The 22,696-nt window shown below is 73.8% G+C and carries 22 protein-coding genes; 12 read left to right on the plus strand and 10 right to left on the minus strand.

Annotated features, from left to right (window positions below):
• Positions 1-83: 83 nt before the first annotated feature.
• Positions 84-857: a response regulator transcription factor gene (locus tag C4U44_RS23755; RefSeq protein WP_103887993.1), complete on the plus strand. Its 774-nt coding sequence runs from the start codon at positions 84-86 to the stop codon at positions 855-857.
• Positions 854-2,317, plus strand: coding sequence for a sensor histidine kinase (locus C4U44_RS23760; RefSeq protein WP_103887994.1), 1,464 nt, complete (start codon positions 854-856; stop codon positions 2,315-2,317). Before C4U44_RS23755 ends, C4U44_RS23760 begins: the two co-directional genes overlap by 4 nt.
• A gap of 18 nt (positions 2,318-2,335) precedes the next feature.
• Here C4U44_RS23760 and C4U44_RS23765 read toward each other — a convergent pair whose 3' ends face one another.
• Positions 2,336-2,743, minus strand: a complete 408-nt coding sequence (locus C4U44_RS23765) for a cytidine deaminase family protein (RefSeq protein WP_103887995.1) — start codon at positions 2,741-2,743, stop codon at positions 2,336-2,338.
• Positions 2,744-2,925: 182 nt separating this feature from the next.
• Between C4U44_RS23765 and C4U44_RS23770 the strand changes: the two genes are divergently transcribed.
• The gene (locus C4U44_RS23770) at positions 2,926-3,393 is read left to right on the plus strand and encodes a hypothetical protein (RefSeq protein WP_103887996.1); all 468 of its coding nucleotides are present in this window, start codon (positions 2,926-2,928) and stop codon (positions 3,391-3,393) included.
• Complete coding sequence (locus C4U44_RS23775) at positions 3,390-3,644, plus strand: hypothetical protein (protein WP_103887997.1); 255 nt, start codon at positions 3,390-3,392, stop codon at positions 3,642-3,644. The genes C4U44_RS23770 and C4U44_RS23775 overlap by 4 nt, the downstream gene beginning before the upstream one ends.
• A gap of 1,030 nt (positions 3,645-4,674) precedes the next feature.
• Here the strand turns inward: C4U44_RS23775 and C4U44_RS23785 are convergent.
• The 3 genes from C4U44_RS23785 to C4U44_RS23795 all read right to left on the minus strand — a co-directional run bounded on the left by C4U44_RS23785 (position 4,675) and on the right by C4U44_RS23795 (position 6,601).
• A complete protein-coding gene (locus tag C4U44_RS23785) occupies positions 4,675-5,550 on the minus strand; it encodes an alpha/beta fold hydrolase (RefSeq protein ID WP_103887999.1) in 876 nt (291 codons plus the stop codon).
• A 77-nt stretch (positions 5,551-5,627) separates the two neighbouring features.
• Complete coding sequence (locus tag C4U44_RS23790; protein ID WP_146088327.1) at positions 5,628-6,014, minus strand: hypothetical protein; 387 nt, start codon at positions 6,012-6,014, stop codon at positions 5,628-5,630.
• On the minus strand, positions 6,011-6,601 hold the full coding sequence (locus C4U44_RS23795; RefSeq protein ID WP_103888001.1) for a GNAT family N-acetyltransferase: 591 nt from the start codon (positions 6,599-6,601) through the stop codon (positions 6,011-6,013). The genes C4U44_RS23790 and C4U44_RS23795 overlap by 4 nt, the downstream gene beginning before the upstream one ends.
• Before the next feature lie 117 nt (positions 6,602-6,718).
• Between C4U44_RS23795 and C4U44_RS23800 the strand changes: the two genes are divergently transcribed.
• Positions 6,719-7,510: a helix-turn-helix domain-containing protein gene (locus tag C4U44_RS23800; protein ID WP_200823367.1), complete on the plus strand. Its 792-nt coding sequence runs from the start codon at positions 6,719-6,721 to the stop codon at positions 7,508-7,510.
• Between the two features lie 123 nt (positions 7,511-7,633).
• Here the strand turns inward: C4U44_RS23800 and C4U44_RS23805 are convergent, their stop codons facing one another.
• Both C4U44_RS23805 and trxA read right to left on the minus strand, forming a co-directional pair.
• Positions 7,634-9,328: a bifunctional 3'-5' exonuclease/DNA polymerase gene (locus tag C4U44_RS23805; protein WP_235032297.1), complete on the minus strand. Its 1,695-nt coding sequence runs from the start codon at positions 9,326-9,328 to the stop codon at positions 7,634-7,636.
• Positions 9,329-9,466: 138 nt separating this feature from the next.
• Positions 9,467-9,865: a thioredoxin gene (gene trxA / locus C4U44_RS23810; protein ID WP_103888003.1), complete on the minus strand. Its 399-nt coding sequence runs from the start codon at positions 9,863-9,865 to the stop codon at positions 9,467-9,469.
• A gap of 120 nt (positions 9,866-9,985) precedes the next feature.
• Here trxA and C4U44_RS23815 point away from each other — a divergent pair, with 120 nt between their 5' ends.
• Positions 9,986-10,243 (plus strand): hypothetical protein, encoded by a 258-nt coding sequence (locus C4U44_RS23815; RefSeq protein WP_103888004.1) that lies wholly within the window; start codon positions 9,986-9,988, stop codon positions 10,241-10,243.
• Positions 10,244-10,316: 73 nt separating this feature from the next.
• Here the strand turns inward: C4U44_RS23815 and C4U44_RS23820 are convergent, their stop codons facing one another.
• Entirely contained in the window at positions 10,317-11,618 is a 1,302-nt protein-coding gene (locus C4U44_RS23820; RefSeq protein WP_103888005.1) for a citrate/2-methylcitrate synthase, read from the minus strand.
• Positions 11,619-11,798: 180 nt separating this feature from the next.
• Between C4U44_RS23820 and C4U44_RS23825 the strand changes: the two genes are divergently transcribed.
• The 4 genes from C4U44_RS23825 to pspAB all read left to right on the plus strand — a co-directional run bounded on the left by C4U44_RS23825 (position 11,799) and on the right by pspAB (position 15,810).
• A complete protein-coding gene (locus tag C4U44_RS23825) occupies positions 11,799-12,959 on the plus strand; it encodes a citrate synthase/methylcitrate synthase (protein ID WP_103888006.1) in 1,161 nt (386 codons plus the stop codon).
• A gap of 203 nt (positions 12,960-13,162) precedes the next feature.
• Positions 13,163-14,116, plus strand: a complete 954-nt coding sequence (locus tag C4U44_RS23830; RefSeq protein WP_103888007.1) for a quinone oxidoreductase family protein — start codon at positions 13,163-13,165, stop codon at positions 14,114-14,116.
• Positions 14,117-14,350: 234 nt separating this feature from the next.
• A complete protein-coding gene (gene htpX / locus C4U44_RS23835) occupies positions 14,351-15,253 on the plus strand; it encodes a zinc metalloprotease HtpX (protein WP_103888008.1) in 903 nt (300 codons plus the stop codon).
• Positions 15,253-15,810: a PspA-associated protein PspAB gene (pspAB, locus tag C4U44_RS23840; RefSeq protein ID WP_103888009.1), complete on the plus strand. Its 558-nt coding sequence runs from the start codon at positions 15,253-15,255 to the stop codon at positions 15,808-15,810. The genes htpX and pspAB overlap by 1 nt, the downstream gene beginning before the upstream one ends.
• Before the next feature lie 132 nt (positions 15,811-15,942).
• Here the strand turns inward: pspAB and C4U44_RS23845 are convergent, their stop codons facing one another.
• Positions 15,943-17,493, minus strand: a complete 1,551-nt coding sequence (locus tag C4U44_RS23845; RefSeq protein ID WP_103888010.1) for an APC family permease — start codon at positions 17,491-17,493, stop codon at positions 15,943-15,945.
• Positions 17,494-17,577: 84 nt separating this feature from the next.
• Positions 17,578-18,540, minus strand: a complete 963-nt coding sequence (locus C4U44_RS23850) for a hypothetical protein (protein ID WP_103888011.1) — start codon at positions 18,538-18,540, stop codon at positions 17,578-17,580.
• 267 nt (positions 18,541-18,807) lie between these two features.
• On the opposite strand from C4U44_RS23850, the gene C4U44_RS41990 reads away from it, so the two are divergent.
• On the plus strand, positions 18,808-20,394 hold the full coding sequence (locus C4U44_RS41990; RefSeq protein ID WP_200823368.1) for a hypothetical protein: 1,587 nt from the start codon (positions 18,808-18,810) through the stop codon (positions 20,392-20,394).
• A gap of 172 nt (positions 20,395-20,566) precedes the next feature.
• On the plus strand, positions 20,567-22,015 hold the full coding sequence (locus C4U44_RS23860) for an MFS transporter (RefSeq protein WP_103888012.1): 1,449 nt from the start codon (positions 20,567-20,569) through the stop codon (positions 22,013-22,015).
• 112 nt (positions 22,016-22,127) lie between these two features.
• On the opposite strand, the gene C4U44_RS23865 is transcribed toward C4U44_RS23860, so the two are convergent.
• Complete coding sequence (locus tag C4U44_RS23865; RefSeq protein ID WP_103888013.1) at positions 22,128-22,568, minus strand: nitroreductase family deazaflavin-dependent oxidoreductase; 441 nt, start codon at positions 22,566-22,568, stop codon at positions 22,128-22,130.
• Positions 22,569-22,696: the final 128 nt, after the last annotated feature.

Below are 22,696 nucleotides of genomic sequence, written 5' to 3' on the forward strand. Positions count from 1 at the left end.
ACGCGGTTCCCCGCTCCCCGGTGTGCGGTCCTGGTTCCCGCGATGCAACCATGACCGCTGCCGGGGAGCGGAGGTGTGTGCGCATGGGCGGGACGGCAGCGGACGCGGACGGGTCCGGAGCGGGCGCGGGGGGCGGTGACGGCGGGGCACCGGTCGGGCGCGTCCTGGTGGTGGACGACGACGCGGCGATCCGGCGCTCGCTGGGCCGCGCGCTGCGGCTGCGCGGCTTCACCGTGGCCGAGGCGGGCGGCGGGACGGAGGCCATCGACCTGCTGGAGCGCACCCCGCCGGACATCCTCGTGCTGGACATCTCCATGCCCGACGTCGACGGCATCCAGGTCTGCCGCGCCCTGCGCGGCACCGGCAGCGACCTGCCGGTGCTGGTGCTGTCCGCGCTCGACGAGGTGGCCGACCGCGTCGCCGGACTCCAGGCCGGCGCCGACGACTACCTGGTCAAGCCGTTCGCGCTGGAGGAACTGGTGCTGCGGCTGCACGCCCTGCTGCGCCGACGCCCGCCGCGTCCCGACGGCCAGGTGCGTGCCTGCGGCCTCGTCCTCGACCCCGCCGCCCGCACCGCCAGCCGCGAGGGCGCCGCGCTCGACCTGACCCGCCGCGAGTTCGAGCTCCTCGAGGTCCTCGTCCGCAACCACGGCCTGGTGCTGACCCGCGACCAGCTCCTCGACCGGGTCTGGGGCTACGACTTCGAGGTCCGCTCCGACGCGGTCGACACCTTCGTCAGCTACCTGCGCCGCAAGCTGGAGGCGGACGGGCGGCCGCGCATCCTGCACACCGTGCGGGGCGTCGGCTTCGTGCTGCGTGCCGACGAGTCGGGCGCCGGCAGGGGAGCGGGCCGGTGAGGCTGTCCACCCGGATCGCCGTCGCGGTCGGCGTCCTGGTCCCCGTCCTGGTCATCGCCTCGGGCTGGATCATGGTGCGGCTGGTGGCGGGCGACGTCCACCGCCAGGCCGACGCGCACCTGCGCCAGCGCGCCGTCGACGTCGAGCCGCAGGCGCGTGACCTGCTGCGGGCGATGGCCAACGACCGCCCGCCGAGCGTCGAGGAGGCGCGCAGCCGCAAGCTGTTCAGCTCCGCGCTCGACGTCGGGATCCGCGTCACCGGCCCCGACGGCACCGTCACCGGCGGCCCCCAGCCCGCCGCTTCGGTCACCCTGCCGTCCGCCTCGCGTGCGGCGAGCCCGGTCACCGTGCGCGCCGGCGACCAGAGCTGGCGGGTGCTCGCGGTACCGGTGCGCGGCGTCCGCGCCGCGGCCTCCGGCACCTTGTGGGTCTTCAGCAGCGACACCGCCGGCCAGGCGCAGATCGCCCAGGTGCGGCGGCGGGTGCTGACCGTGGCGCTGCTGACCGCGCCGGTGGCCGGCGCCGCCGCCTGGTTCGCCGCCACCCGGCTGGCCCGCCCGCTGCTGCTCCTGCAGCGTCGCGCCGCCGGCATCGACCCGCGGGCCAGCACCGCCCGGCTCGACCACACCCCCACCCGGGTGCCCGAGATCGACGACCTCGCCCGCACCCTCCGGACCGTGCTGGCCCGCTACGACGAGCAGGCCGCCCGCACCGGCGAAGCCCTCGCGACCGCCCGCACGTTCGCCGCCAACGCCTCCCACGAGCTGCGCACGCCGCTGATGAGCATGCGCATCAACCTGGACGTCCTCGACGGCACCCCCGCGCCCGGCGCCGCCGAACGTGCCGAGATCGTCGCCGACCTGCGCGCCGAGCACGAACGGCTGCTCGGCCTGCTGGTCATGCTGCGCGCCCTGGCCGACGGCGACCTGGTGGAGGCCGGGTCGTTCACCCCGGTCGACCTCGCCGAGGTGGTCGGCGCCGCCGTCGCCGACCTGCGCCGGACCCACCCCACGGCCAGGGCCACCCTCGACCTCGCGCCCGGCTGCGTGGTCCACGGCTGGCCGCAGGGGCTGCGCTCCGCGGTCGACAACCTGCTCACCAACGCGGCCGTGCACGGCGTGGGGCCGGACGGCACCGCCGCCGTCGAGGTCGTCCTGCGGGCGTCCGCCGACCGCTCCGCGGTCCGGCTCACCGTCGCCGACCGCGGCCCCGGCATACCCCCGGCCGCCCGCGCCGATGTCTTCCACCGCTTCCACCGCCGTCCCGGCAGCCTCGGCTCCGGGCTCGGGCTGGCCCTGGTCGGCCAGCAGGCGGCCCTGCACAGCGGCACGGTGGCCGCGGTCGACCGGCCGGACGGCCGCCCCGGCACCTGCTTCGTCCTCGACCTGCCGAGCGGCGACGCCGACACCCTCGTCCTGCCCCGCCGCCGCGACTGGCTTTCCGCCGCCCCGCCCGCCTGAGGTCGTGAGGCGGTCGGTTCAGCCGGCGTCGAGCTGGTGGTCCGCCCACACGTAGGTCTCCGGCAGCAGGTCGCGGATCGGCACCGCCCGCAGGTCCGGGCCCGTTCCGACGATCACCTCGATGCCGGGGAAGTAGTCCAGCAGCACCTGGCGGCACCGGCCGCAGGGCGGCACCACGCCGCGCTCGCGGTCGCCCACCGCGACGATGGCGGTCAGGTCGTAGGCGCCCTGCGACGCGGCGGCACCGATGACGACCAGCTCGGCGCAGGGCCCGCCGGTGAAGTGATACGCGTTCACCGCCGTGACGACGCGGCCGTCGGCGGCCCGCGCGGCGGCGGCCACCGTGTGGTTGTCGCCGCGGCAGCGGCTCCGCGCGGTCGCGGTCGCGGCCTCGACGAGTTCGTGGTCGACGGAGCGGGTGTCCATGGTGCCTTCCCTGGGTTCGACTGCCTTCGGGCGTGCCCTGCGGCCGGCCGGGGACGGCTGCCGTCACGGGGACAGCGGCCCCCCGGGTACGGCGCCGATCGGCCACAAGGTTTCCACAAAGAGCGTTCCTACGGTTCCCGGGTCGGCGGGCGGAGGGCCCGTGGAGCGGAAGGAGCAGGACGATGCGCAGGTTCCGGAGCGCGGTCACGGTGACCGCGGCGGTGGCGGCGGTGCTCGGTGCGGCGGGCGGCGCGGTGGCGGACACCGGGAGCGGGGCGACGCCCAGCGCCGCGCCGAGCGCTTCCGGCGGTGCGGGCGGCACGAAGGACGGGGCGGTCCGGCTCTGCAAGCGCGTGCCGAACATCGACGCCCGGATCGACCGCGCGCTGGCCCGGCTCAACGGCCCCGCCACGGAGCGCGGTTCGATCGCCCGGCTGCAGAAGCGGGTGACCACCGCGCAGAGCAAGGGGCAGACGGCCGTGGAGACCTACCTCAACGACCGGCTGACGTTCCGCAAGTCGCTGGTCCCGACGCTGACCCAGCGCAGCACCGACCTCGACGGCGTGCGCACCTGGTGCGACGCCCAGGGCTACGGCAAGTCGGCTGGGAAGTCCGCTGGGAAGCCGGCCCCGAAGTCGGCGGCGAAGTGACGGGCCGGAAGGCGGCGACGGCGGCGCTGCCCGCGGTGGTGGCCCTGGCGGCCCTCCTGCTCGCGGGGTGCGGGCAGCACGACCGCGCGTCGGGCGGCACGTCGAGCACCTCGGCCACGTCCGGCGGGGCGGGCGCGACGTCCGCCCCGCCGGCCCCGTCCGCGTCCGAACTCGCCCACATGCAGAAGCTGGTGGACGGCGCGGACGCGGCGGCGTCCGCCGCGGAGAAGGACGCGGCGGGCGACAAGTGAGCCGCCGGGCGGCCTCCCCCCCTTCAGGCCGCCCGGCGCCCGCCCGAAAAGCAGTGGACCCGCGCTCCCGCGGGCGGCTACGGTGCTCCCGCCCGCAGTCACCCGTCACCCGGTCGAGGACGAGCCGTTGTACACCAAGTGAGATCTCCCGAGCGCTGAACCGTCGCGCGTCGCCCCTGGGCGCCGCGCTCCTTTTCGCTGCGGTCCTCTCACTGGAAACGGTGTATCCCTGTGTCCCACACCCGGGTGGTCGTCCCCACCTGCCTGCCCAACGTCCCCCGCCGTTGCCCGAGATGCGCCTCCGGGCGCTTCCGGCGGCACGGCGGACTCCCTGTCGTCCCGCGCAACGTGCATCACGCGCCGTTCGCCGTCCGTACCGCCGCGCCGTGCCCCGGATGCGGGTCGGCGCTCGCCGGACGGACGCCGGTGCGCTCCCTCCCGCCCGGCGTGCTGAACCTGCTGCGGGGCGACCACCCCGGTACGGCGGCCGCGTGGGTCCCGGTCGTACGGCGCCGCGCCGCGGCCGGTGCGAGGCGACCCGAGCGGCCGGCCTGGCAGTCGCCGTACGGTCCGCCGCCGCACCGCGGCCACCGCGGCCGGTGGTCGCCCGAACCGGTGCCTCTCAGGGCTCGGCCCACCGTGCGGCTCGGCAACCTGTGCGGGCGCTGCGACTGATCGCCCCGGGCCGCGGCTGCCGTGAACCGGCGCTGACGGACCGCGGGACGAGGGGCACCTCGCGCCCGCGGTCCGCCCGCGCGGCAACCACCCACCGCCTTCAGCGGGTTGACGCCGTGCAGAGTGGCACCGCAACTGGACCACGACGCAGTCGTCGTCCAGCCCCTTCAGGTAGGCGCTGGTCTGCCGCGCGTACACGGCGGAGGGCTCCTCGCCGGGCGGGCCGTCGGTCCCCGTGCCGGGCATGCGCGTGGCGGGCGTGTCCGGCACGATCCCGAACGAACACATGGAATCCCTGGCGGACGATCCGGGGAACGACCTCCCGGTACGCATCAGGGCTGTACGGCCAAGCACGTCAGGACGCGAGGCCGCCGGCTCTTGCCACGACCTCGGCCACCTCATCCGGGTAGTCCATCGGGACGAACGTCCGCCCGCCCGGGATGATCACCAAGGTGGAATTCGGGAACGCCCCCTGAAGCCGCTCGGCGACCTCGAGCGGGAAGAACGCGTCGTCGTCACCCCACACCAGGTGAACCGGCTTGGTGAACTCGCCGAAACGCGAGCTCACATCAACCAGGTCCGCCGGCCGGACAGCGGCCATCACCTTCGCCAGATCGCGACGGATACGCCCGTCGTTCAGCGCCGGATCGATCCACCGCCGGGTCACGCCGGCATCCGGTCTCCCGCTGAACACCGGGCCGTAGCCGCGATTGCCCTGCCGGACCCGCGTGAGCGTGAGCGCCCGCATCATCATCCACAGCAGCAGCGGGCTCCGGCCCATCTCGACGGCCATCCTGAAGCCGGGAGGTGGGAAGAGCTCGAAGGCATCGCAGTTGGTGAGCACCAACCTGCCGATGCGACGGTGGTCGGTGTCGATGGCGAACTGGCAGAGCCCTCCGCCGGTGTCGCTGCCGACGAGCGTCACGTCATCAAGGCCCCTGGCGGCCAGGAATCCGTTGATGACATCGGCCATTCCACGGGGACTCAGGTCGGCGCCCGCGGCCATCGGGATGTGGTGCGAGCCCAGCGGCCAGTCGGGTGCGTAACTGCGGATTCCCCGTTCGGCCAGCCGGTCCGCGACGGTGGTCCAAAGCCTGTTGTCGACCAGAAGGCCGTGCACGAAAACCACCGGCGGACAGCGGTTGCCGGCCGGACCGGCAACGCGGTAGGCGATCGTCCCCTGCGGGACATCGACGCGACCGGGTTCCTGCTCGTTCGAAGGGTATTGCATGGGCGTACTTCCCTCAGTGGAGGTGTGACACCGACGGCGCCGTCCTGCTGCGAACCGCGAACTGCAGCAGCCGGCCGTCAGTTGACGGACAGCCCCCCACGCGCGTTCCCGAGAAGGAGTGCGGCGAACCGGCCCCGTGACGTGTAGGTGGCAACGAAGACGTACGGCAGTAGGTACACGCTCCCGAGGACCGTCGGCAGCGCGAGCAGCACGCGTGGGAACGTCCGCTCCCGGTACGCGATCCATGCCATCGCGAGGAGAATGAAGGCGACGAAGTCGCCGTTTGTCTGCGCCCGCCACCCGTTCGAGAAATCCGTGAAGAACACGCTGCCGTCGGTCGGACCGAGGGTGGCGACGGCATGGATACTCAGCACCGTGATCGCGACCCAGGCGCCTACGAGCGTGATCCTGAAAGCGAGCATGTTCGGCCTTTCGTCGACGGAAGAAGTGGGGACCGTCTTCACGGCGATCCGGGTACGACCGGGTCGCGGCGTAGGCGGATGTGCGCCTCCACCGTCGACGCGTCGCAGGTGCGAATCGCCGCGCCCAGGCGCCGTAGCAGCTTGAGCGACCTGACGTTGTCGCGTTCGACAAGTGCCTCGACGGATTCGACGCCCGCTGCTCGGGTCGACGCGACGGCGTGACGGGCCATGACCGTGCCGAGTCTGCGGCCCTGCCAGGCGTCATCGATCAGAATCGAGAAGTCCCACGAGGACGGGTTGGAGCACGGAAGCACGCTGACCATGCCCAGAACCCGACCGGCATTGGCGGCTGGACGTGCCAGCCAGGTCCCACCGGTCCCCGAACCGCACAGCGTGCTCCACTCGGTGGGCATGAGCGACTCACGCGGCCGGTGATACCGCGCTCTGCGGCTGGCCGCTGAGCAGCGACGGTGCGTCTCGTTGACCTGCGGCAGATCGGCTACGGTCGCCCGCTCGATGACGACGGTGCCGATTTCGGCGCCTTCGACGAGGACCCGCCGATATCCCCTCAGCGGAACCCGTCTCCGTGCAGGAAGACGCATTCCGTTCGCGGCGTCGAAGAGCGACATTCTCTGTTCCTTTCACCACCTGCGGGAATGTCGTCATCCTCCCCGTCGGGGGACGCGGATGCGATGACCTGGCAGGTACTCGATCCGGCACGTGCCACCCGGCTACCGTGGCGTCTCGTGACAGATGCGAATGTCGGACACCTGATCCGCCGGCAACGGGGACTGGCCCGCCGCAGCCAGATGCACCTGGCGCACGAGATCGGCATCTCGCCCCGCCATCTGAGCTTCGTCGAACTGGGCAAGTCGAAGCCGAGTCGCGGCCTGCTGATGAAGATCGCTCAGCATCTGGACGTACCGCTGCGGGAGCGGAACGACTGGCTGCTGGCCGCCGGATACGCCCCCCGCTATCCGGAGACGCCGCTGACCGGACCGGCGCTCTCCCGGGTCCGAGCCTCGGTGCAGGCGCTGCTGGACACGCACGACCCCTTCCCCGGCGTCGCCATCGACCCCCAGTGGAACGTGCAGCTCAGCAACCGCGCCGCGCGCCGGCTGGTCTCCGGAATCCCGCAGGACGTGAGCGGCAGGCCGACCAACCTCTTCCGTACGGCCCTGCACCCCGCCGGACTCGCCGGCCGCACCCTCAACTTTCCGCAATGGTCCGCTTACCTGCTGCGCCGCCTCGACCGGGCCGTGGTGCGAACCCAGGACCCCCGCCTCGCCGAACTCGCCGACGAGATCGCCACCTGGCCCGACATCCCGGAGCGCCACACGTGGAGCCGTCTTTCCACGGACGAATCGGACGACCCGGTCCTGTCATGGCGGCTGGAGCTCGAGGGCGAGGAACTCTCGATGTTCAGCATCCTGAGTACGTTCGGGACCCCGATGGACGTCACCCTGTCCGATCTGTCGATCGAGCTGTTCTTCCCCGCCGACGAGCAGACCGAGACGATCCTGCGCCGCCACGGTTGAGAGACCCTGCGCGGGCTCTCGGCGCGACCGCACGGCAGCCATGCCCGCACCCGCCGGCGCCCCGGCGGCGTCACGTGTACGCGTGCACCCGCGGCACTCCCCGCAACCCGCGGCAGCCCACGTCTACTTCGCGTCCGCGTAGCACTCCACCACGTTGGTCTCCAGGGGGAAGGGCACCGGGGTCGGCCCGAACACCAGCCGGCGGGCCTCGTCGCCGGCCGCCGCGACCGCCTCCTCGACGGCGGGCGCGAGCGCGGCCGGGGTGTGCACGATCACCTCGTCGTGCTGGAAGAACACCAGCCGGGGCTCGGGCCCGATCGCGGTCAGGCGGCGGCGGAGCGCGGCGAGCATGGCCAGTGCCCAGTCCGAGGCGCTGGCCTGGATGACGAAGTTGCGGGTGAAACGGCCCCAGGAACGGGCCGCCCGCTGGTCGGACGAGCCGAAGTCACCGGCGCCCTCCGCGCCGTCGGCGTCCCCGCCCGTGTCGACGAAGCGACTTGCCGACGGGGTGGGCGAGGTGCGGCCGAGCCGGGAGCGGACGGTGCCGCCCGCCTCGCCGGTGCGGGCCGCGGCCTCCACCAGGGCCAGCGCGGCCGGGAAGCGGCGCCGCATCACCGCGAGGAGCTGCCCCGCCTCGCCGCTGGTCTGCCCGTACATCGCCGCCAGCAGCGCGATCTTGGCACGCGGCCGGTCGCCGGCGAAGGCGTCCAGCGCGAGCGCGGCGTACAGGTCCCCGGCGGACGCGGCCTTGGCGAGCCCGGGGTCGCCCGACAGCGCGGCCAGCACCCGCGGCTCCAACTGCCCCGCGTCCGCGACCACCAGACGGTACCCGGGGTCGGCGACCACCGCGCCGCGCAGCAGCCGGGGGATCTGCAGCGCGCCGCCGCCGCGGGTGGCCCACCGGCCCGAGACCACCCCGCCGACCACGTACTCCGCCCGGAACCTGCCCGCGCGCACCCACGCCTCCCGCCACGCCCAGCCGTGCGCGGCGTGGATGCGCGACAGCTCCTTGTAGCGCAGCAGCAGGGCGGCCGCGGGGTGGTCGACCTCGCGCAGTTCGTGCGAGCGGGTGGTGTGCAAGGGGATACCCAGCCGGGCGAAGGCGGGCAGGACCTGGGCGGGGGAGTCGGGGTTGACCGTGCGGCCCAGCGCCTGCTGGATGCGCAGCGCGAGGTCGTTGAGGAGGGCGGGCCGGGCACCGCCGGCCGGGCGCGGCCCGAGCAGGTCGGTGAGGAGGCCGTCGTGGACCGCCGCGCTCCACGGCAGGCCGTCCCGGCCCATCTCGGCGGCGGCGAGCGCGCCCGCGGACTCCGCGGCGCACAGCAGCAGCACCCGGTCGGGGTGCTCGCTCGCGGCGATCCGGCGCCGCTGGTCGGCGTAGACCGCGACCAGGGCCGTCAACGGATCGGCGTCCTGCGGGAGATGCTGCCGGTCGGCGGCGAACAGCACCGGCTGGTCGTCCGCGCCGCCCTCGCGGGCGTCCGCCGGCTCGGGCAGGTCGTGCAGCCGCGCCCACGCGGCACCGAGCGAGCGGGGGCTGCCGTGCCGCCCCGCCATTCCCAGCAGCAGCGACTCGACCAGCTTCACGTCATGGCACCGGGCAGGCCGGACCCCGGCGCGCTCCAGCAGCCGCGGGTACGTCTCGTCGGTGGCCGCCCACACCCAGCGCGGCCGCTCCGCCGCCTCCCGCCGCGCCACGGCGGCGGCCAGGTCGGGCGCGGCCTCGACCGCCCCGGCCGGCTGCCCGTCCGGCCGCAGCGGGCACAGCCGACCCCCGGACCCCACCAGGTCCGGCACCAGGGCCACCACGCTCTCCACGCTCCGACCCTAGGCCCCACCACCGACAACGCCGGCGGCGCCCGTCCCGCGGCCGGCGCCGACCCCCGAGCGCGCGTCCGGGCGCCGCCCCTCTCCCCGGCTCGGGGGAGGGGCGACGCCCGGTTCGCCGGACAGGCCCTAGGCGGAGGCGCTGCCCTGCGCGTCGCCCGGGTCGCCCGCCTGGGCGTCGGCCACCGCCTTGTGGACCTCGCCCATGTCCAGGGCGCGGGCCTGGGCGATGACGTCCTCCAGCGCGGGCTCGGGCAGCGCGCCCGGCTGGGCGAAGACGGCCACCTTGTCGCGCACGATCATCAGGGTCGGGATCGACTGGATCTGGAACGCCGCGGCCAGCTCGGGCTGCGCCTCCGTGTCGACCTTCGCGAAGATCAGGTCGCCGTGCTTGTCCGACGCCTTGTCGTACACCGGCGCGAACATACGGCACGGCCCGCACCAGGCGGCCCAGAAGTCGATGAGGACGAAGTCGTTGCCGGACACGACCTCGTCGAAGTTCTCCTTGGTCAGCTCCACAGTGCTCATGGCTGGAGAACGGGCGGCGGCCACCGGAAATTCCGGCGCCACGCCGTGCCGCTGTCACTCGTTCGTGTGCCGCGTCCGCCGCCGCAGTGGCGTGCCCGACTCGTCCTCGTTGATCGGCGTATGGCAGCAACGAAGTGGATTCGCCAGGACCTCACGGTCAGCGGCACCGCCGCGGCCCCGCCGACCGGCAACCCCATGGCCTGGCGGTCGGGGAACCCCTCCGAGCCCTTTGGCGTAACGGTTCTGCAGGCGCCCGACGCCCCGCTCTTCGCCGCTCTGGTGGCCCAGTGGCAGTCCGCCGGCCGCATGGTGCCCGGCCAGATCGACACGGAATGGGCCGAACTGGTCGGCCGCATCCCCCGCCTCTCCGGGGTCTGACGCAAGGCGGCGGGGATCGGGCCCGGGTCGGGCGGGCGGGGGCGGGTGGCTTCCGGCCCGCCGGCGGCTCGGCTCAGCCCTGGTCGGGCGCGGGGAGCGGGCGGCCGGGACGGGGGCCGGTGTACGCCCCCACCAGGCGCATCCGCAGCGGGGGCTCGCCGTACTCCTCCAGGGCGTGGGCGATCCAGCCGGCCGTGCGGGCGACCGAGAAGACGGCCTCGCCCGCCTGCGGCGGCATCCCGTGCGAGACGGAGAGCACGCCGAGCGCGAGGTCCACGTTGGCGTGCAGGTCGCCATGGCGTGCGGCGGTGGTGGCGACCACGTCGCGGGCCGCGGCGAGCGCGTCCGCGGCGGCCGGCACCCCGTCGAGGAGCGCGAACAGCGCACCCGCGCGCGGGTCCTCGCCCCGGTAGAGCCGGTGGCCGAGGCCCGGCACGCGCTGGCCGGCCCGCAGGTACTCCGCGACGACCGGCCCCGCGCCGCCCTGGGCCGCGACGTCCGCGAGCATGCGGTGCACGAGCGCGCTGGCCTGCCCGTGCAGATGTCCGTCGAGTGCGCCGAGCCCCGCCGAGACGACCGCGTACGGGTGCGCGCGGGCCGAGGCCGCGACCCGGGCGGCCACGGTGGAGGCGGCCAGGTCGTGGTCGATGAGCAGGGTCAGCGCGGTGTCCAGGACGCGCAGCGCCGCCGTGTCGGCGGGGGCCGCGGTCAGCTTGGACCACAGCCGCCGGGCCAGCGGGGCGTGCTCCTCGGGACGCTCCCCGACCGGCGGCAGCGCGTCCACCAGGGTCGGGATGAGGCTGCGCGCCGTGCCGAGCACGGCCGGTCCCGACAGGTCGAAGCGGAGCGGGTCCGTGCTCGCCGCCGCGGTGACGGCGACCCGCAGCCGGTCCATCGGCCCGCTCGCCTCGGGCAGCGCGGCGGACGCGGCGCGGGCCGCGGCCAGCGGCGCGGGAGCGGCGGTGAAGCGCGTCCCCGGCCGCAGCGCGCCCGTCCACAGCCACTCCGCGACCTCTTCGTAGTCGTACGCCCCGGCCAGGGCGACCGCGTCGACGCCGCGGAAGGAGTACCGGTCGGGCTCGATCAGGGTGATCCCGGTACGCAGCCGGCCCCAGACCCCGTCCGGGCCGCCACCCGGTTCGGCGTCCGGCGCCGGGTCGGGCTGCGCGGCGGGCCGGCCGCGCCTGGCCAGCGCCGCGACCTGGTCGGGGTCGAAGGTGCTGCCCCGCCCGCCGGGCGCGCGGCGGCTGTCCAGCAGCCCGCGGCTGACGTACGCGTACAACGTCGCCGGCTTCACCCCGAGCCGCCGCGCGGCCTCCCGCGTGCCGATCCGCGCCTCCGTGCCGTCATCCGTATCCGTGTCCGTGGCCGGCATGGGCGTGTCCGTATCCGTACGCGCACCTGTGGCCGTGTCCGGCCGTCCCCGGTGCTCCGGCTGCTCCCTCGTCATGGCCCCACCGTATCTGTACTCGACTCGCCTCTAGTGTTGATTGAATCAATATTGACACGTCGGAATCAATCATGGACAGTCGCGTACATACCCAAGGAGGAAGACATGCCGACCACCGAGCCCAGCGCCCCGATCGACGTACCCCGCGGTCTGAAGGGCGTGGTCGTCACCGAGACATCCATCGGCGACGTCCGGGGGGCCGAAGGCTTCTACCACTACCGCGAGTACTCCGCGGTGGACCTGGCGCAGACCCGCACGTTCGAGGACGTGTGGCACCTGATGTTCCACGGCACGCTCCCCGACGCGGCCGAACTCGCCACGTTCCGGGCCCGGACGGCCGCGCTGCGCCATCTGTCGCCCGACGTCGCGGAGGCGCTGCCCGCGATCGCCCGCTCCACCGCGCTGTCCGGGCCGCTCGCCGGGCTGCGGACCGCGCTGTCGCTGGCGGGCGCGTCCGCCGGGTTCCGCCCGCTGTACGACATCGACCCCGAGCGCCGCCGTGCCGACGCGTTGGCCGCATGCGCCGCTGTCCCCACGCTGGTGACCGCGCTGCACCGGCTCGGCCAGGGGCTGGCGCCGGTCGAGCCGCGCGACGACCTGCCGTACGCGGCGAACTACCTTTACATGCTGACCGGGCAGGAGCCCGACCCGGCGCAGGCGCGGGCGGTCGAGAGCTACCTGATCTCCACGGTCGACCACGGCTTCAACGCATCCACCTTCACGGCGCGGGTGATCGCCTCGACGGGTGCGGACCTGGCCGCCTGCCTGGTGGGCGCCCTGGGTGCGCTGTCCGGCCCGCTGCACGGCGGCGCGCCGAGCCGCGCACTGGACACCCTCGACGCGATCGGCAGCCCCGACCGCATCGACGGATGGCTGCGCGAGCGGGTGCTGGCCGGGGACCGGATCATGGGCTTCGGCCACCCCGTCTACACGACCGAGGACCCACGCTCGCGGATGCTCAAGGGCATCGCCCGCGGCTTCGGCGGCGACCTGGTCGACTTCGCGCTCCAGGTGGAGGAGCGGGCCGAGGCGATACTCGCCGAGCTCAAGCCGGGCCGCGACCTGCACATCAACGTCGAGTTCTACGCCGGTGTGGTCATGGAACTGTGCGGGCTGCCCCGGGAGATGTTCACCCCGACCTTCGCCGCGGCGCGAATGGTCGGCTGGAGCGCGAACGTGCTGGAGCAGGCGGAGGACAGCAAGATCATCCGCCCGGTGGCCCGGTACGTGGGTCCGGCGCCCGCCCGGCCGGTACCGGCGGCCTGACCCGTCGGAGGCGGCCCGGGAGCGCCCCGGGCCGGCTTCCGGGTCCGGGGTCGCCCGTCCGTGAGCCGGTCCGCCGGCCCGTCCGCCGGCCTGTGCAGGGCGTCCGGGGCGTCGGGGGTGCGCCACATACTGACCAGTCGGTAGTCTCTGGGGCCGAGGCCCTCGCCGCCCGGCGGGGACCGCTCATCCGGAGGAGTGGCAGCGTGCGCGCGATCCAGATCACCGAGTTCGGCGGCCCCGAGGTGCTGCACGTCGCCGAACTGCCCGACCCGGTGCCCCAGCCGGGGCAGCTGCTGGTCGAGGTCGACTCCGCGGGCGTCAACTACGCCGACACCCACACCGTGGAGAACAGCTACCTGGCCGCCTCTTCGCTGCCGATGGTCCCGGGCGCCGAGATCGTCGGCCGCACCGCCGACGGCCGGCGCGTCGTCGCCCTCACCGACAACGGCGGCTACGCCGAGAAGGCGCTCGTCGCCGAACGGGTCGCCCACGAGGTGCCCGACGGCATCAGTGACGGCCAGGCGCTCGCCCTGGTCATCCAGGGCGTGACCGCCTGGCACCTGCTGCGTACCGCCGCCCGGCTCGTGCCGGGCGAGAGCGTCGTGGTGCACGCGGCGGCCGGCGGCACCGGGTCGCTGGCGGTGCAGCTCGCCAAGGCGTTCGGCGCCGGCCGGGTGATCGCCACCGCGTCCACCGGCGAGAAGCGCGAGCTCGCCCTGGAACTCGGTGCCGACGCCGCCATCGACGCCGACCCGGAGGACCTCAAGGACCGCCTGGTCGAGGCGAACGGCGGCCACAAGGTCGACACCGTGCTGGAGATGACCGGCGGCCCGGTCTTCGACGCCTCGCTCGCCGCGCTGGCCCCCTTCGGCCGCGTGGTGGCGTACGGCATGGCCTCCCGCGTCCCTCCGACCCCGATCGAGCCGGCGCGGCTGATGAGCGGCTCCCGCGCCGTGATCGGCTTCTGGCTCGCGCACTGCCTGCGCCGCCCGGGGATGTACCACGAGCCGCTCGACGAGCTGTTCGCCATGACCGCCGAGGGCCGGCTGCGCCCGCTGATCGGCGGCGTCCACCCGCTGGCCGAGGCCGCCCGCGTCCACGAGGACCTGCGCGCCCGCCGCACCACCGGCAAGCTCGTCCTGGACGTCCGCGCCTGAGCCCGCGGTCCCGCCGTACGCCCGCCCGGACCCCGCCCGTACGTCCGCGCGGCCCCGGGCGGCGTCCGGCGGCGGACAACCCCACCCGAATGCCACGGCGGAAGCGGAACGGGCGGGACGTCCGAGACGTTGCATCGTTGGGTAGGTAGTCCTCAGGGGCACCTGTCCAGCAATCTATGGAGTACGTCGGGCCGCGGCTGTGCGACCCGCGCCCCGCACGACTCGGGAGGGGCCATGCAACGCAACCGCTTCACTCCCGACCGGGGACTGACGACCCGCATGGTCGTCACGATGTTCCTGATCGGACTTCTCTACGTCGTCTTCGTCGGCGTGCTGCTCGCGATCCTGCGCGGTTCCTGGCCGCTGATCCTGGTCATCGCGGGCCTGCTGTTCGTCGCGCAGTTCTGGTTCAGCGACAAGATCGCCGCCTTCAGCATGGGCGCCCACGAGGTCACTCCGGAACAGGCCCCTGAGCTGCACGGCGTCGTCGACCGCATCTGCGCCCTCGGCGACCTGCCCAAGCCGAGGGTCGCGATCGCCGAATCCGACGTGCCCAACGCCTTCGCCACCGGCCGCAACCAGCGCAACACCATGGTGTGCGCCACCACCGGCCTACTGCGCCGTCTTGAACCCGACGAGCTGGAGGGCGTCATCGCCCACGAGCTGTCGCACGTCGCCCACAAGGACGTCGCGGTCATGACGATCGCCTCGTTCCTCGGCGTGATGGCCGGCGTGATCACCCGCATCGCGCTGTTCGGCGGCTTCCGGCGCAGCAGCCGCGACCCCGGCACCGCCGCCCTGGTCGTCCTCATCCCGCTGATCAGTGCCGCGGTCTACGCGATCAGCTTCCTCCTGACCCGCATGCTGTCGCGGTACCGCGAGCTGTCCGCCGACCGCAGCGCCGCGCTGCTCACCGGCCGCCCCTCCTCGCTGGCCGCCGCGCTCACCAAGGTCAGCGGCCAGATCGCCGCCATCCCGACGGAGGACCTGCGCAAGTCCCAGCCGTTCAACGCGTTCTTCTTCGCCCCCGCGCTGAGCGCCGGCTCCACCGCATCCAAGCTGCTGTCCACCCACCCGACGCTGGAGCGGCGGCTGGAGCAGCTCGCCGAGATCACCCGCGAACTGGACCGCCGCTGATGGGCCTGCTCGACGTACTCCTCGGCCGCAGCAAACCGGTCCGCCCCGACCTCGACCAGCTCTTCGGTCTCAGCTCCGCCGCCATCACCCTCCAGGCGGCCGGCGACCTGCGTCCCACCGGCCTGGGCGCGGTGTGCTTCGCCGCCGTCGAGGGCGGCGCGTTCGCCGAGATCCAGCAGGATCTGCACACCCTGCTGCCGGTCGAGACCAGCCAGGACGGGTACGGCTACACCTGGCTGCTCGCGCGGCACACCCCGGAGGAGACCACCGACCTCGTCACCGACCTGCACGCGATCAACTCGACGCTGGAGCAGCACGGCTTCGGCCCCCAGCTGCTGTGCTCCCTGGTCACCTTCAAGGACCCCGCGGGCCACACCGTCGCGCTCGTCTACCTCTACAAGCGCGGCAGCTTCTACCCGTTCGCCCCGCTGCCGGGCGAGAAGCGTGACAGCCCGCTGGAGCTCCAGGTGAAGGCGCTGGTGGCGAACGACCTGCGGCTGGAGGAGGACTTCTCGCGCTGGTTCCCGGTGTGGGGAGCCCCGGGGCTCACCGACTGATCCGCATGCGACAGAACCGCAGATGACGGACCCGCGCGCCGCGGCCCCGGACATGGGGCCGCGGCGCGCGGGTCAGGTGTGGCGGAGCGGGTCGGTCGAAGAGGGCGCGACCGGACCGGTGGCGGCCCGGGATCAGGCCGGCTCCTCCGCGGTCCCGGCCGCTGCGGCCGCCTTCTCCAGCTGGAAGGCCTCGTTGCCCTGGCCGATCCTGGCGTGCACCTCCGGACGGCGGACCCGCAGCACCATGCCGTAGACCAGCCCGATCACCGCGGCCAGGGCGATGACGCCGGGCAGGATCCAGCGCAGCCCGTGGCCCGGGTTGGCGCCCAGCAGCACCGCGAAGTCCTTCACCGAGTACACGAAGATGACCATCAGCCCGATCGCGGCGAGCCCCGACGTCACCAGCCGCCAGCCCTGCACCCCTGCGGCGCCGCGCTTCACGAAGAAGACGATCACCGCGACCGCGGCCGTGGCCATCAGCAGCACCACGCCCAGCGCCCCGACGTTGCCCGCCCAGGTGAACAGCCGCAGCACCGGCGCCGTCGGGTCCGGTCCCTGCGGGCCGAACTTGCCGTGGTCGGTCACCGCGAAGAGCACCACGACCACCAGCGCCACGGTCGACTGCAGGAACGACCCGACCGCCGGGGCGCCGCTGGACTTCGAGGTCCGGCCGACCACCGGGGGCAGCAGTCCGTCGCGGCCCATCGCGAAGGCGTAGCGGGCGACCACGTTGTGGAAGCTCAGCATCGACGCGAAGATCCCGGTGATGAAGAAGATGTTCAGCGTGTCGGTGAACGCGGAGCCGAGCCGGCCCTCGTTGAGCGCGAAGATCAGGTTCGCCGACTGCTCCCGCGACTGCCCGACCACGTGCGACGGCCCGGTGGCCACGGTGATCGCCCACGAGCTGAACGCGAAGAAGACGGTGGCGAAGCCGATCGCCAGGAACATCACCTTCGAGACGACCTTCTGCGGCTCGCTGGTCTCCTCGGCGTAGACGGGGGCCTGCTCGAAGCCGACGAAGCCCGCGATCACGAAGCACAGCGCCGTGCCCAGGCCGGCCCCACTCAGCGTGCTGGGATTGAACGCGTGCACCGACACGCCCTGCGGCCCCGGGTCGCCCAGGAAGCTGAAGTCGAAGACCAGCGTCAGCAGCGTCTCCACGATCAGCAGCACGCCCAGCGTCCTGGCGTTCAGGTCGATCTTCAGCGCGCCGAAGGCCGCAGTGATCACCACCCCGCACAGCGCGGGTATCCACCACGCCACGTTGTGGTTCCAGTGCTGGAAGATCTGCCCGGAGATCTCGAAGCCGAAGATCCCGTAGGTGCCGATCTGCATGATGCTGTAGGCGAACAGCGCCACGTAGGAGGCACCCGCGCCCATGGTGCTGCCCAGCCCGCGGGAGATGTAGGCGTACAGCGCGCCCGCGTTGTGCACGTGGCGGCTCATCTCCGCGTAGCCGAAGCTGAACAGCGCCAGCACGACACCGACGATGACGAACAGCAGCGGCACGCCGATGATGCCCATCGTGCCGAAGGTCGTCGGGATGACACCGGCCACCACCATCAGTGGAGCGGTCGCGGCGAGCACGGACAGCAGCAGCGCCGGCGCGCCGATCCGGTCCGCGCGCAAGGCGCGTTGTTCGCCCTTGAACGTGCTGATCTCGTTGGTACTACCCGTCAGCATGGCCGCGGTTCCTTCCGGTGAAAGACGGATGGTGCAGGGGGCAGGACGTCGCAAGAGCTACGAGGACTACGAGTACTACGGGGACTACGAGGCCCCGGAACCGAAGCCGAGCGCGTAGTTGCGCGCGGCACGGAACGTCTTCTTCGGGTCGAGGTCGAGGTATGACCACGGCACGCGGGTGGCGTTGTGGCCGATCCGGTTGAACAGTGCGGCCGCGGCCACCGTGTCACCGGTGTGGAACTTGCCGAACGCCAGGTAGTTGAGGTCGATCGGCAGCCGCGGGTATCCGACGCCGTCCCAGTCCAGCCACCAGTCGAAGCCCGCCCGCACGCTGTTGCGCGCCCGCGGGCTGCTCCAGTACGGCAGCCGGTCCGGCTCGCCGGGCAACGCGCCGGCCGCCGCCAGTGCCCGGTACCGCTCCACGAGGGCGATCAGCGGCAGGGCGGCCAGTGGCGACGTGCGACCTGCCTCACCGGCCGCCCACTCCGCGAACTCGTACACCTCGTGGAACGGGTCGTCGCCGTCGGTCTTCTGACGCTCCACCAGGCACTGGGTCATCAGATGATGTGCGTGATGATGGCCGCGGTGGCGCCCGCGTACCTGGTCGAAGGCCCGCACCTGCTCGTCGTCGCTACCGGTGCGCCGGGCCAGGATCAGCAGGCACAGCCACGGTGTCGGGTCGGACGTCGCCATCCGCGCCGCGCGCAGGCACAACTCCCGTGCCGCATCGGGACTCTGCTTGCCCGCGATCGCCCGGAAGACGGCCGCGGACGCGGCCAGCGCCGCGGCGTCCGTGCTCTCCGGCTCGGCCAGCCGCCATTCCTCCGCCCACGCGGCGGAGGACCGGCCCTCGCCGAGCACCACCAGGCGGTGGCCGCGCGCGTCCCAGGCGTCGCCGGTACGGGCCAGCAGCGCGCGGACCTCTCCCCAGCGTCCCTGGGCCAGGGCGGCGCGGGCGGCGACGAGTTCGCCGTCGCCGAGCGCGGGGTCGAAGGCCACGTCGTTCTTCCCGCGCGTGAAGCGGAAGGGTGGCGGCGGTGGGGTCATCCGCGGGCAGCCCTCCACGGCGCGGGTTACGTCCGGTGATCGCGAACAGCCAACCGGTACGCGATAGTTCACGACAAGGCCGGATCTGTTGTCTCGCTGTAGTCCCGTAGGGTGTCCCGCGTTTGGGCACCGGATCGGCAAGAGGAGGTGCCCGCGAGCCCGGTCGCCCGACCGGCGCCCTGCACGGCATAGTTGATGTTCGACGACCTGAACGCCGCGCGGATCGCACGGCGGGGTGACCGGGTGAGTCCAGTGGGGACCAGGTGAATGGACGAAAGCAACGTGGCAAGAGAGGGTACGCCCGCCGCGTCCACGCACCCACTTGCCCAAGTGCGGCGCCGGCACGGCTGGAGCTACCAGGATCTGGCCCGGGTCATCGCGGACCACGCGCGGGCGCTCGGCGTGCCGATGGCCGCCCGCCGCGAGAAGGTGTGGCGCTGGGAGCACTGGGGCGTGGTGCCCGAGGCCGACAGCCAGCGCGCGCTCGCGCGGGCACTGGGCATCGCCCCCCGGGAGCTGGAACTACGGCCGTGGCCGCGCTGGTTGCCCGCGCACGACGGCATGCCCGAGGGACTGCCGTGGACGGTGGAAGGCGGCCTGGCCGCGCTCGACGCGCTCCTCGACGAGGGCGCGTCCGCTCCGGAGGGCTTCCCGGTCGCCGAGACGGGCACGCTGCGGAACGCGGTCGCCGACTGGGACGCCGCCGTCACGGCGCCGCCGGAGCCCGGGGCGAGCGCTGTGCTGCCGGGCCCGGGCACACCGCCCGGTCCCGCCGCGGCAGCCGGAGCGTCCGCGGGAGCCGCCGCCGCGCCCGCGGTGTCCGGCGTGCCCGCCGCGCGGCCCGCCGCCGACGTCCGGACGGGCCGCGGTGCCCCGCTGCCACTCGCCCGCGGGGCCGTACGCCCCGCCGACCCGCGCCGAGGCGCTCGGCCGTCCGTCCCGGCTCCCGTGTCGAGGTCCGATCGGCCGGAGCGGGTGCCCGAACAGGTGGGCGCCCCCGGGACCGTGGACAGCGGGGTGCTGGACTGGCTGGAGGCGGGTGTGCTCGGCCTGCGCCGGCTGGACGACCGGCTCGGCGGCTCCGCCGTGGGACACCGCGTCGAGGCCGATCTGCGGCTGGTACGGGGACTGCTGGAACGGCAGCAGTCGCGGCCGGCCATCGAGCGGCGGCTGCTGCGAACCGCCGCCGACCTTGCCCAGCTGGGCGGTTGGGTGGCCACCGACAGCGGTCGCCACGCCGCCGCCCGGCGGCACCACCTGACGGGACTACGGCTCGCCCACGCCGCCGGGGACCGCCCGCTCGCGGTGGCCCTGTGGGGCGGTCTGGCCCTCCAGGGCGTCATCGCGGGGCACCCGGAGGACGCGGTCGCCGCGGCCGAGGCGGCGGTCCGCGCCGCCTGCGACACGCCCCCGGCCGTGCGCGCGCTCGCGGCGATCCGGCTCGCCCGCGCGCAGGCCGCGCTCGGCTGCGAGGGCGCGTTCCGGCGCGCCGCCGCCGAGGCCGAACGCCGGCTGGCCGCCGCCGAGGACGCCGACGAGCCCGCCCCGCCCTGGCTGTACTGGCTGGACGCCGCCGAGCTCGCCGCCCAGCAGGGGCTGTCGCTGCTCGATCTCGGACTGCCCTACGAGGCCCGCCCGTTGCTCGAACAGGCGCTGGCGATGCAGGACCCCGGGTTCGTCCGGGAGCGTGCGCTGTACTCCGCCCGCACCGCGCACGCCCGCGCGCTGACCGGGGATCAGGACGCCGCCCGCGCTCTGGCCCGCGAGGCCGCCCGGCTCGCCCGCCACTGCACGTCCCCGCGGATCACCCGGGCGCTCGACGTGCTCGCCCCTCTGCTCACCAGCCCGCGCTGACCGGTCGCCCGGCCCGGCCCGACCCTCCCGCTACCCAGCGCCGTCGGTGCCTCTCTGCGGCATGCCCGATACGGGTGGCCCCAAGTACCTAACCGTGACTGATTCGCCCGGCCGGCGCCGTCCGTACCGTCGTGACCTGCAAGGACACCGCAGACACGACAGGAGCACCGTCATGGCCTCGGCCTCCTCCACCCTCTCCCCGCCCGCGGCGCACGGAGCCGCCGGGTCCGGCGGCCGGTCCGGCCCCGGCCTGCTGGTCCTGCTGGTCGCGACCTTCATGACCGCGCTCGACCTGTTCATCGTCAACGTGGCGATCCCCGCGGTGCAGAGCGATCTGCACACCAATGCCGCCTCGATCCAGTGGGTGGTCGCGGGGTTCGGCCTGGCCGTCGCGACCGGCCTGATCACCGCGGGCCGGCTCGGTGACATCTTCGGCCGCCGCCGGATCTTCACGGTCGGGCTCGCCCTGTTCACCCTCACCTCGGCGGCCTGCGGTGTCGCGCCGACCGCAGGCACCCTGGTCGCCGCACGCGTCCTCCAGGGCCTGTCGGCCGCGATGATGAGCCCTCAGGTGCTCGCGATCCTCCAGTCCGCCTACACCGGCAAGGCGCAGGCCCGCGCCTTCGGCCTGTACGGCATGACGTTGGGCGTCGGCGCCGTCTTCGGGCAGCTGATCGGCGGGCTGCTGATCAGGGCGGACGTGCTGGGTGTCGGCTGGCGCGCGTGCTTCCTGATCAACGTGCCGATCGGGCTGGTCGCCCTGGCGGCGGCGCCGCGGGTGCTGGCCGAGTCCCGGGCGCCGCGCCGGCCGCGGCTGGACAACACGGGTGTGGCGCTCTCGACTTCGGCCGTGCTCGCCCTGGTGCTGCCGCTGATCCAGGGCCGCGCCCAGGGCTGGCCGCTGTGGACCTGGCTGAGCCTGGCCGGCTCGGCCGCCTTGGGTACCGCGTTCGTCGCGCACCAGGGCCGGCTGGGCCGCCGCGGGGGCGACCCGGTGCTGAACACCGCGCTCTTCCGCCAGCGGGGCTTCGCCCCGGGCGCGTGCGCGCAGCTCGTCTTCTGGACCGGCCAGGGCTCCTTCTTCCTGGTCCTCGCCCTCTACCTCCAGGCCGGGCGCGGGCTGAGCGCCCTGGAGTCCGGCACCGTGTTCCTCTCCATCGGCGGCGGCTACCTGCTGACCTCCACCGCCGCGCACCGTATCGCCGCCCGGATGGGTGCCGCCACGGTCCCGGCCGGTGCGCTGCTGATGGCGGCCGGGCTCGGCGGGCTGTGGGCGGCGGTGCACGCCTCGGGCACCACGGGCAGCCTGTGGGAGCTGGTGCCGGGACTGGCCGTGGACGGTGTCGGGATGGGCATGGTGATCGCGCCGCTCACCCACACCGCACTGGGCACGGTCCCTCAGGAACTGGTGGGTTCGGCCTCCGGGGCGGTGGCGACGATCCAGCAGATCGGTGGGGCGCTCGGCATCGCCCTGATCGGCATCGTCTTCTACGACGCGGCCGGTGACGGCTCCCCGGCCCGCTTCCCGCACGCCTTCGACATGGGCCTCGCCTTCCTGCTCGCGCTGGAACTGGTGCTCGCCGCGCTGACCGCGACGCTCGCCGTCCGCGGCAGGAAGTAGCGGGGTCCGCGCCGGGGCGTACCGCCGGAGTGCCGCCGGTAAGGGTCATCCCTCCTGGGGGATGGCCCTTACCGGCATCCGTGGTGGCGTCAGCGGGCGGAGCGGGTTCCGATCAGACCCGGCTCAGCCGGATCACCGGGATGTCCCGCGTGGTCTTCTTCTGGTAGTCCGCGTAAGGCGGGTAGACCGCCAGTACGTTCGGCCACACCCGGGCCTTCTCCTGCGGCGAGAGCACCTCGGCCCGCGCGGTGAAGCGCTCGTCGTCCACCCGCAGGTGCACCTCCGGGTTGTCCCGCACGCTCAGGAACCACAGCGGGTGCTCGTCCGCCCCGCCCTTCGACGCGACGATCAGGTAGTCGTCGCCGTCGCGCCCGTAGATCAGTACCGTACGGTGCCAGTCGCCGCTCCGGCGTCCCAGGTAGTCGATCACCAGGCAGGGCGAGCCGTTCATGTCGTTGCCCTCGGCTCCGTTGGAGGACTCGTAGCGCTCGGCTTGCTCGGCCACCCAGGAATCGGGGCTCATCTTCACGTTGTTCGGGTCGTAGGCGCCCATCGACAGCACTCCCTCGGAAAGTTCGGAAAGTTCGGCACGAAGACTTCAGGCTAGGTACTCCTGCCCGCCCGTGCCGACACGACCCGCTGAGCGAGCGCTCAGTCAGCCTTGCCAAAACTGGAACACGT

The organism is Actinacidiphila yanglinensis, assembly GCF_900107965.1.
GTDB classification, from domain to species: domain Bacteria; phylum Actinomycetota; class Actinomycetes; order Streptomycetales; family Streptomycetaceae; genus Actinacidiphila; species Actinacidiphila yanglinensis.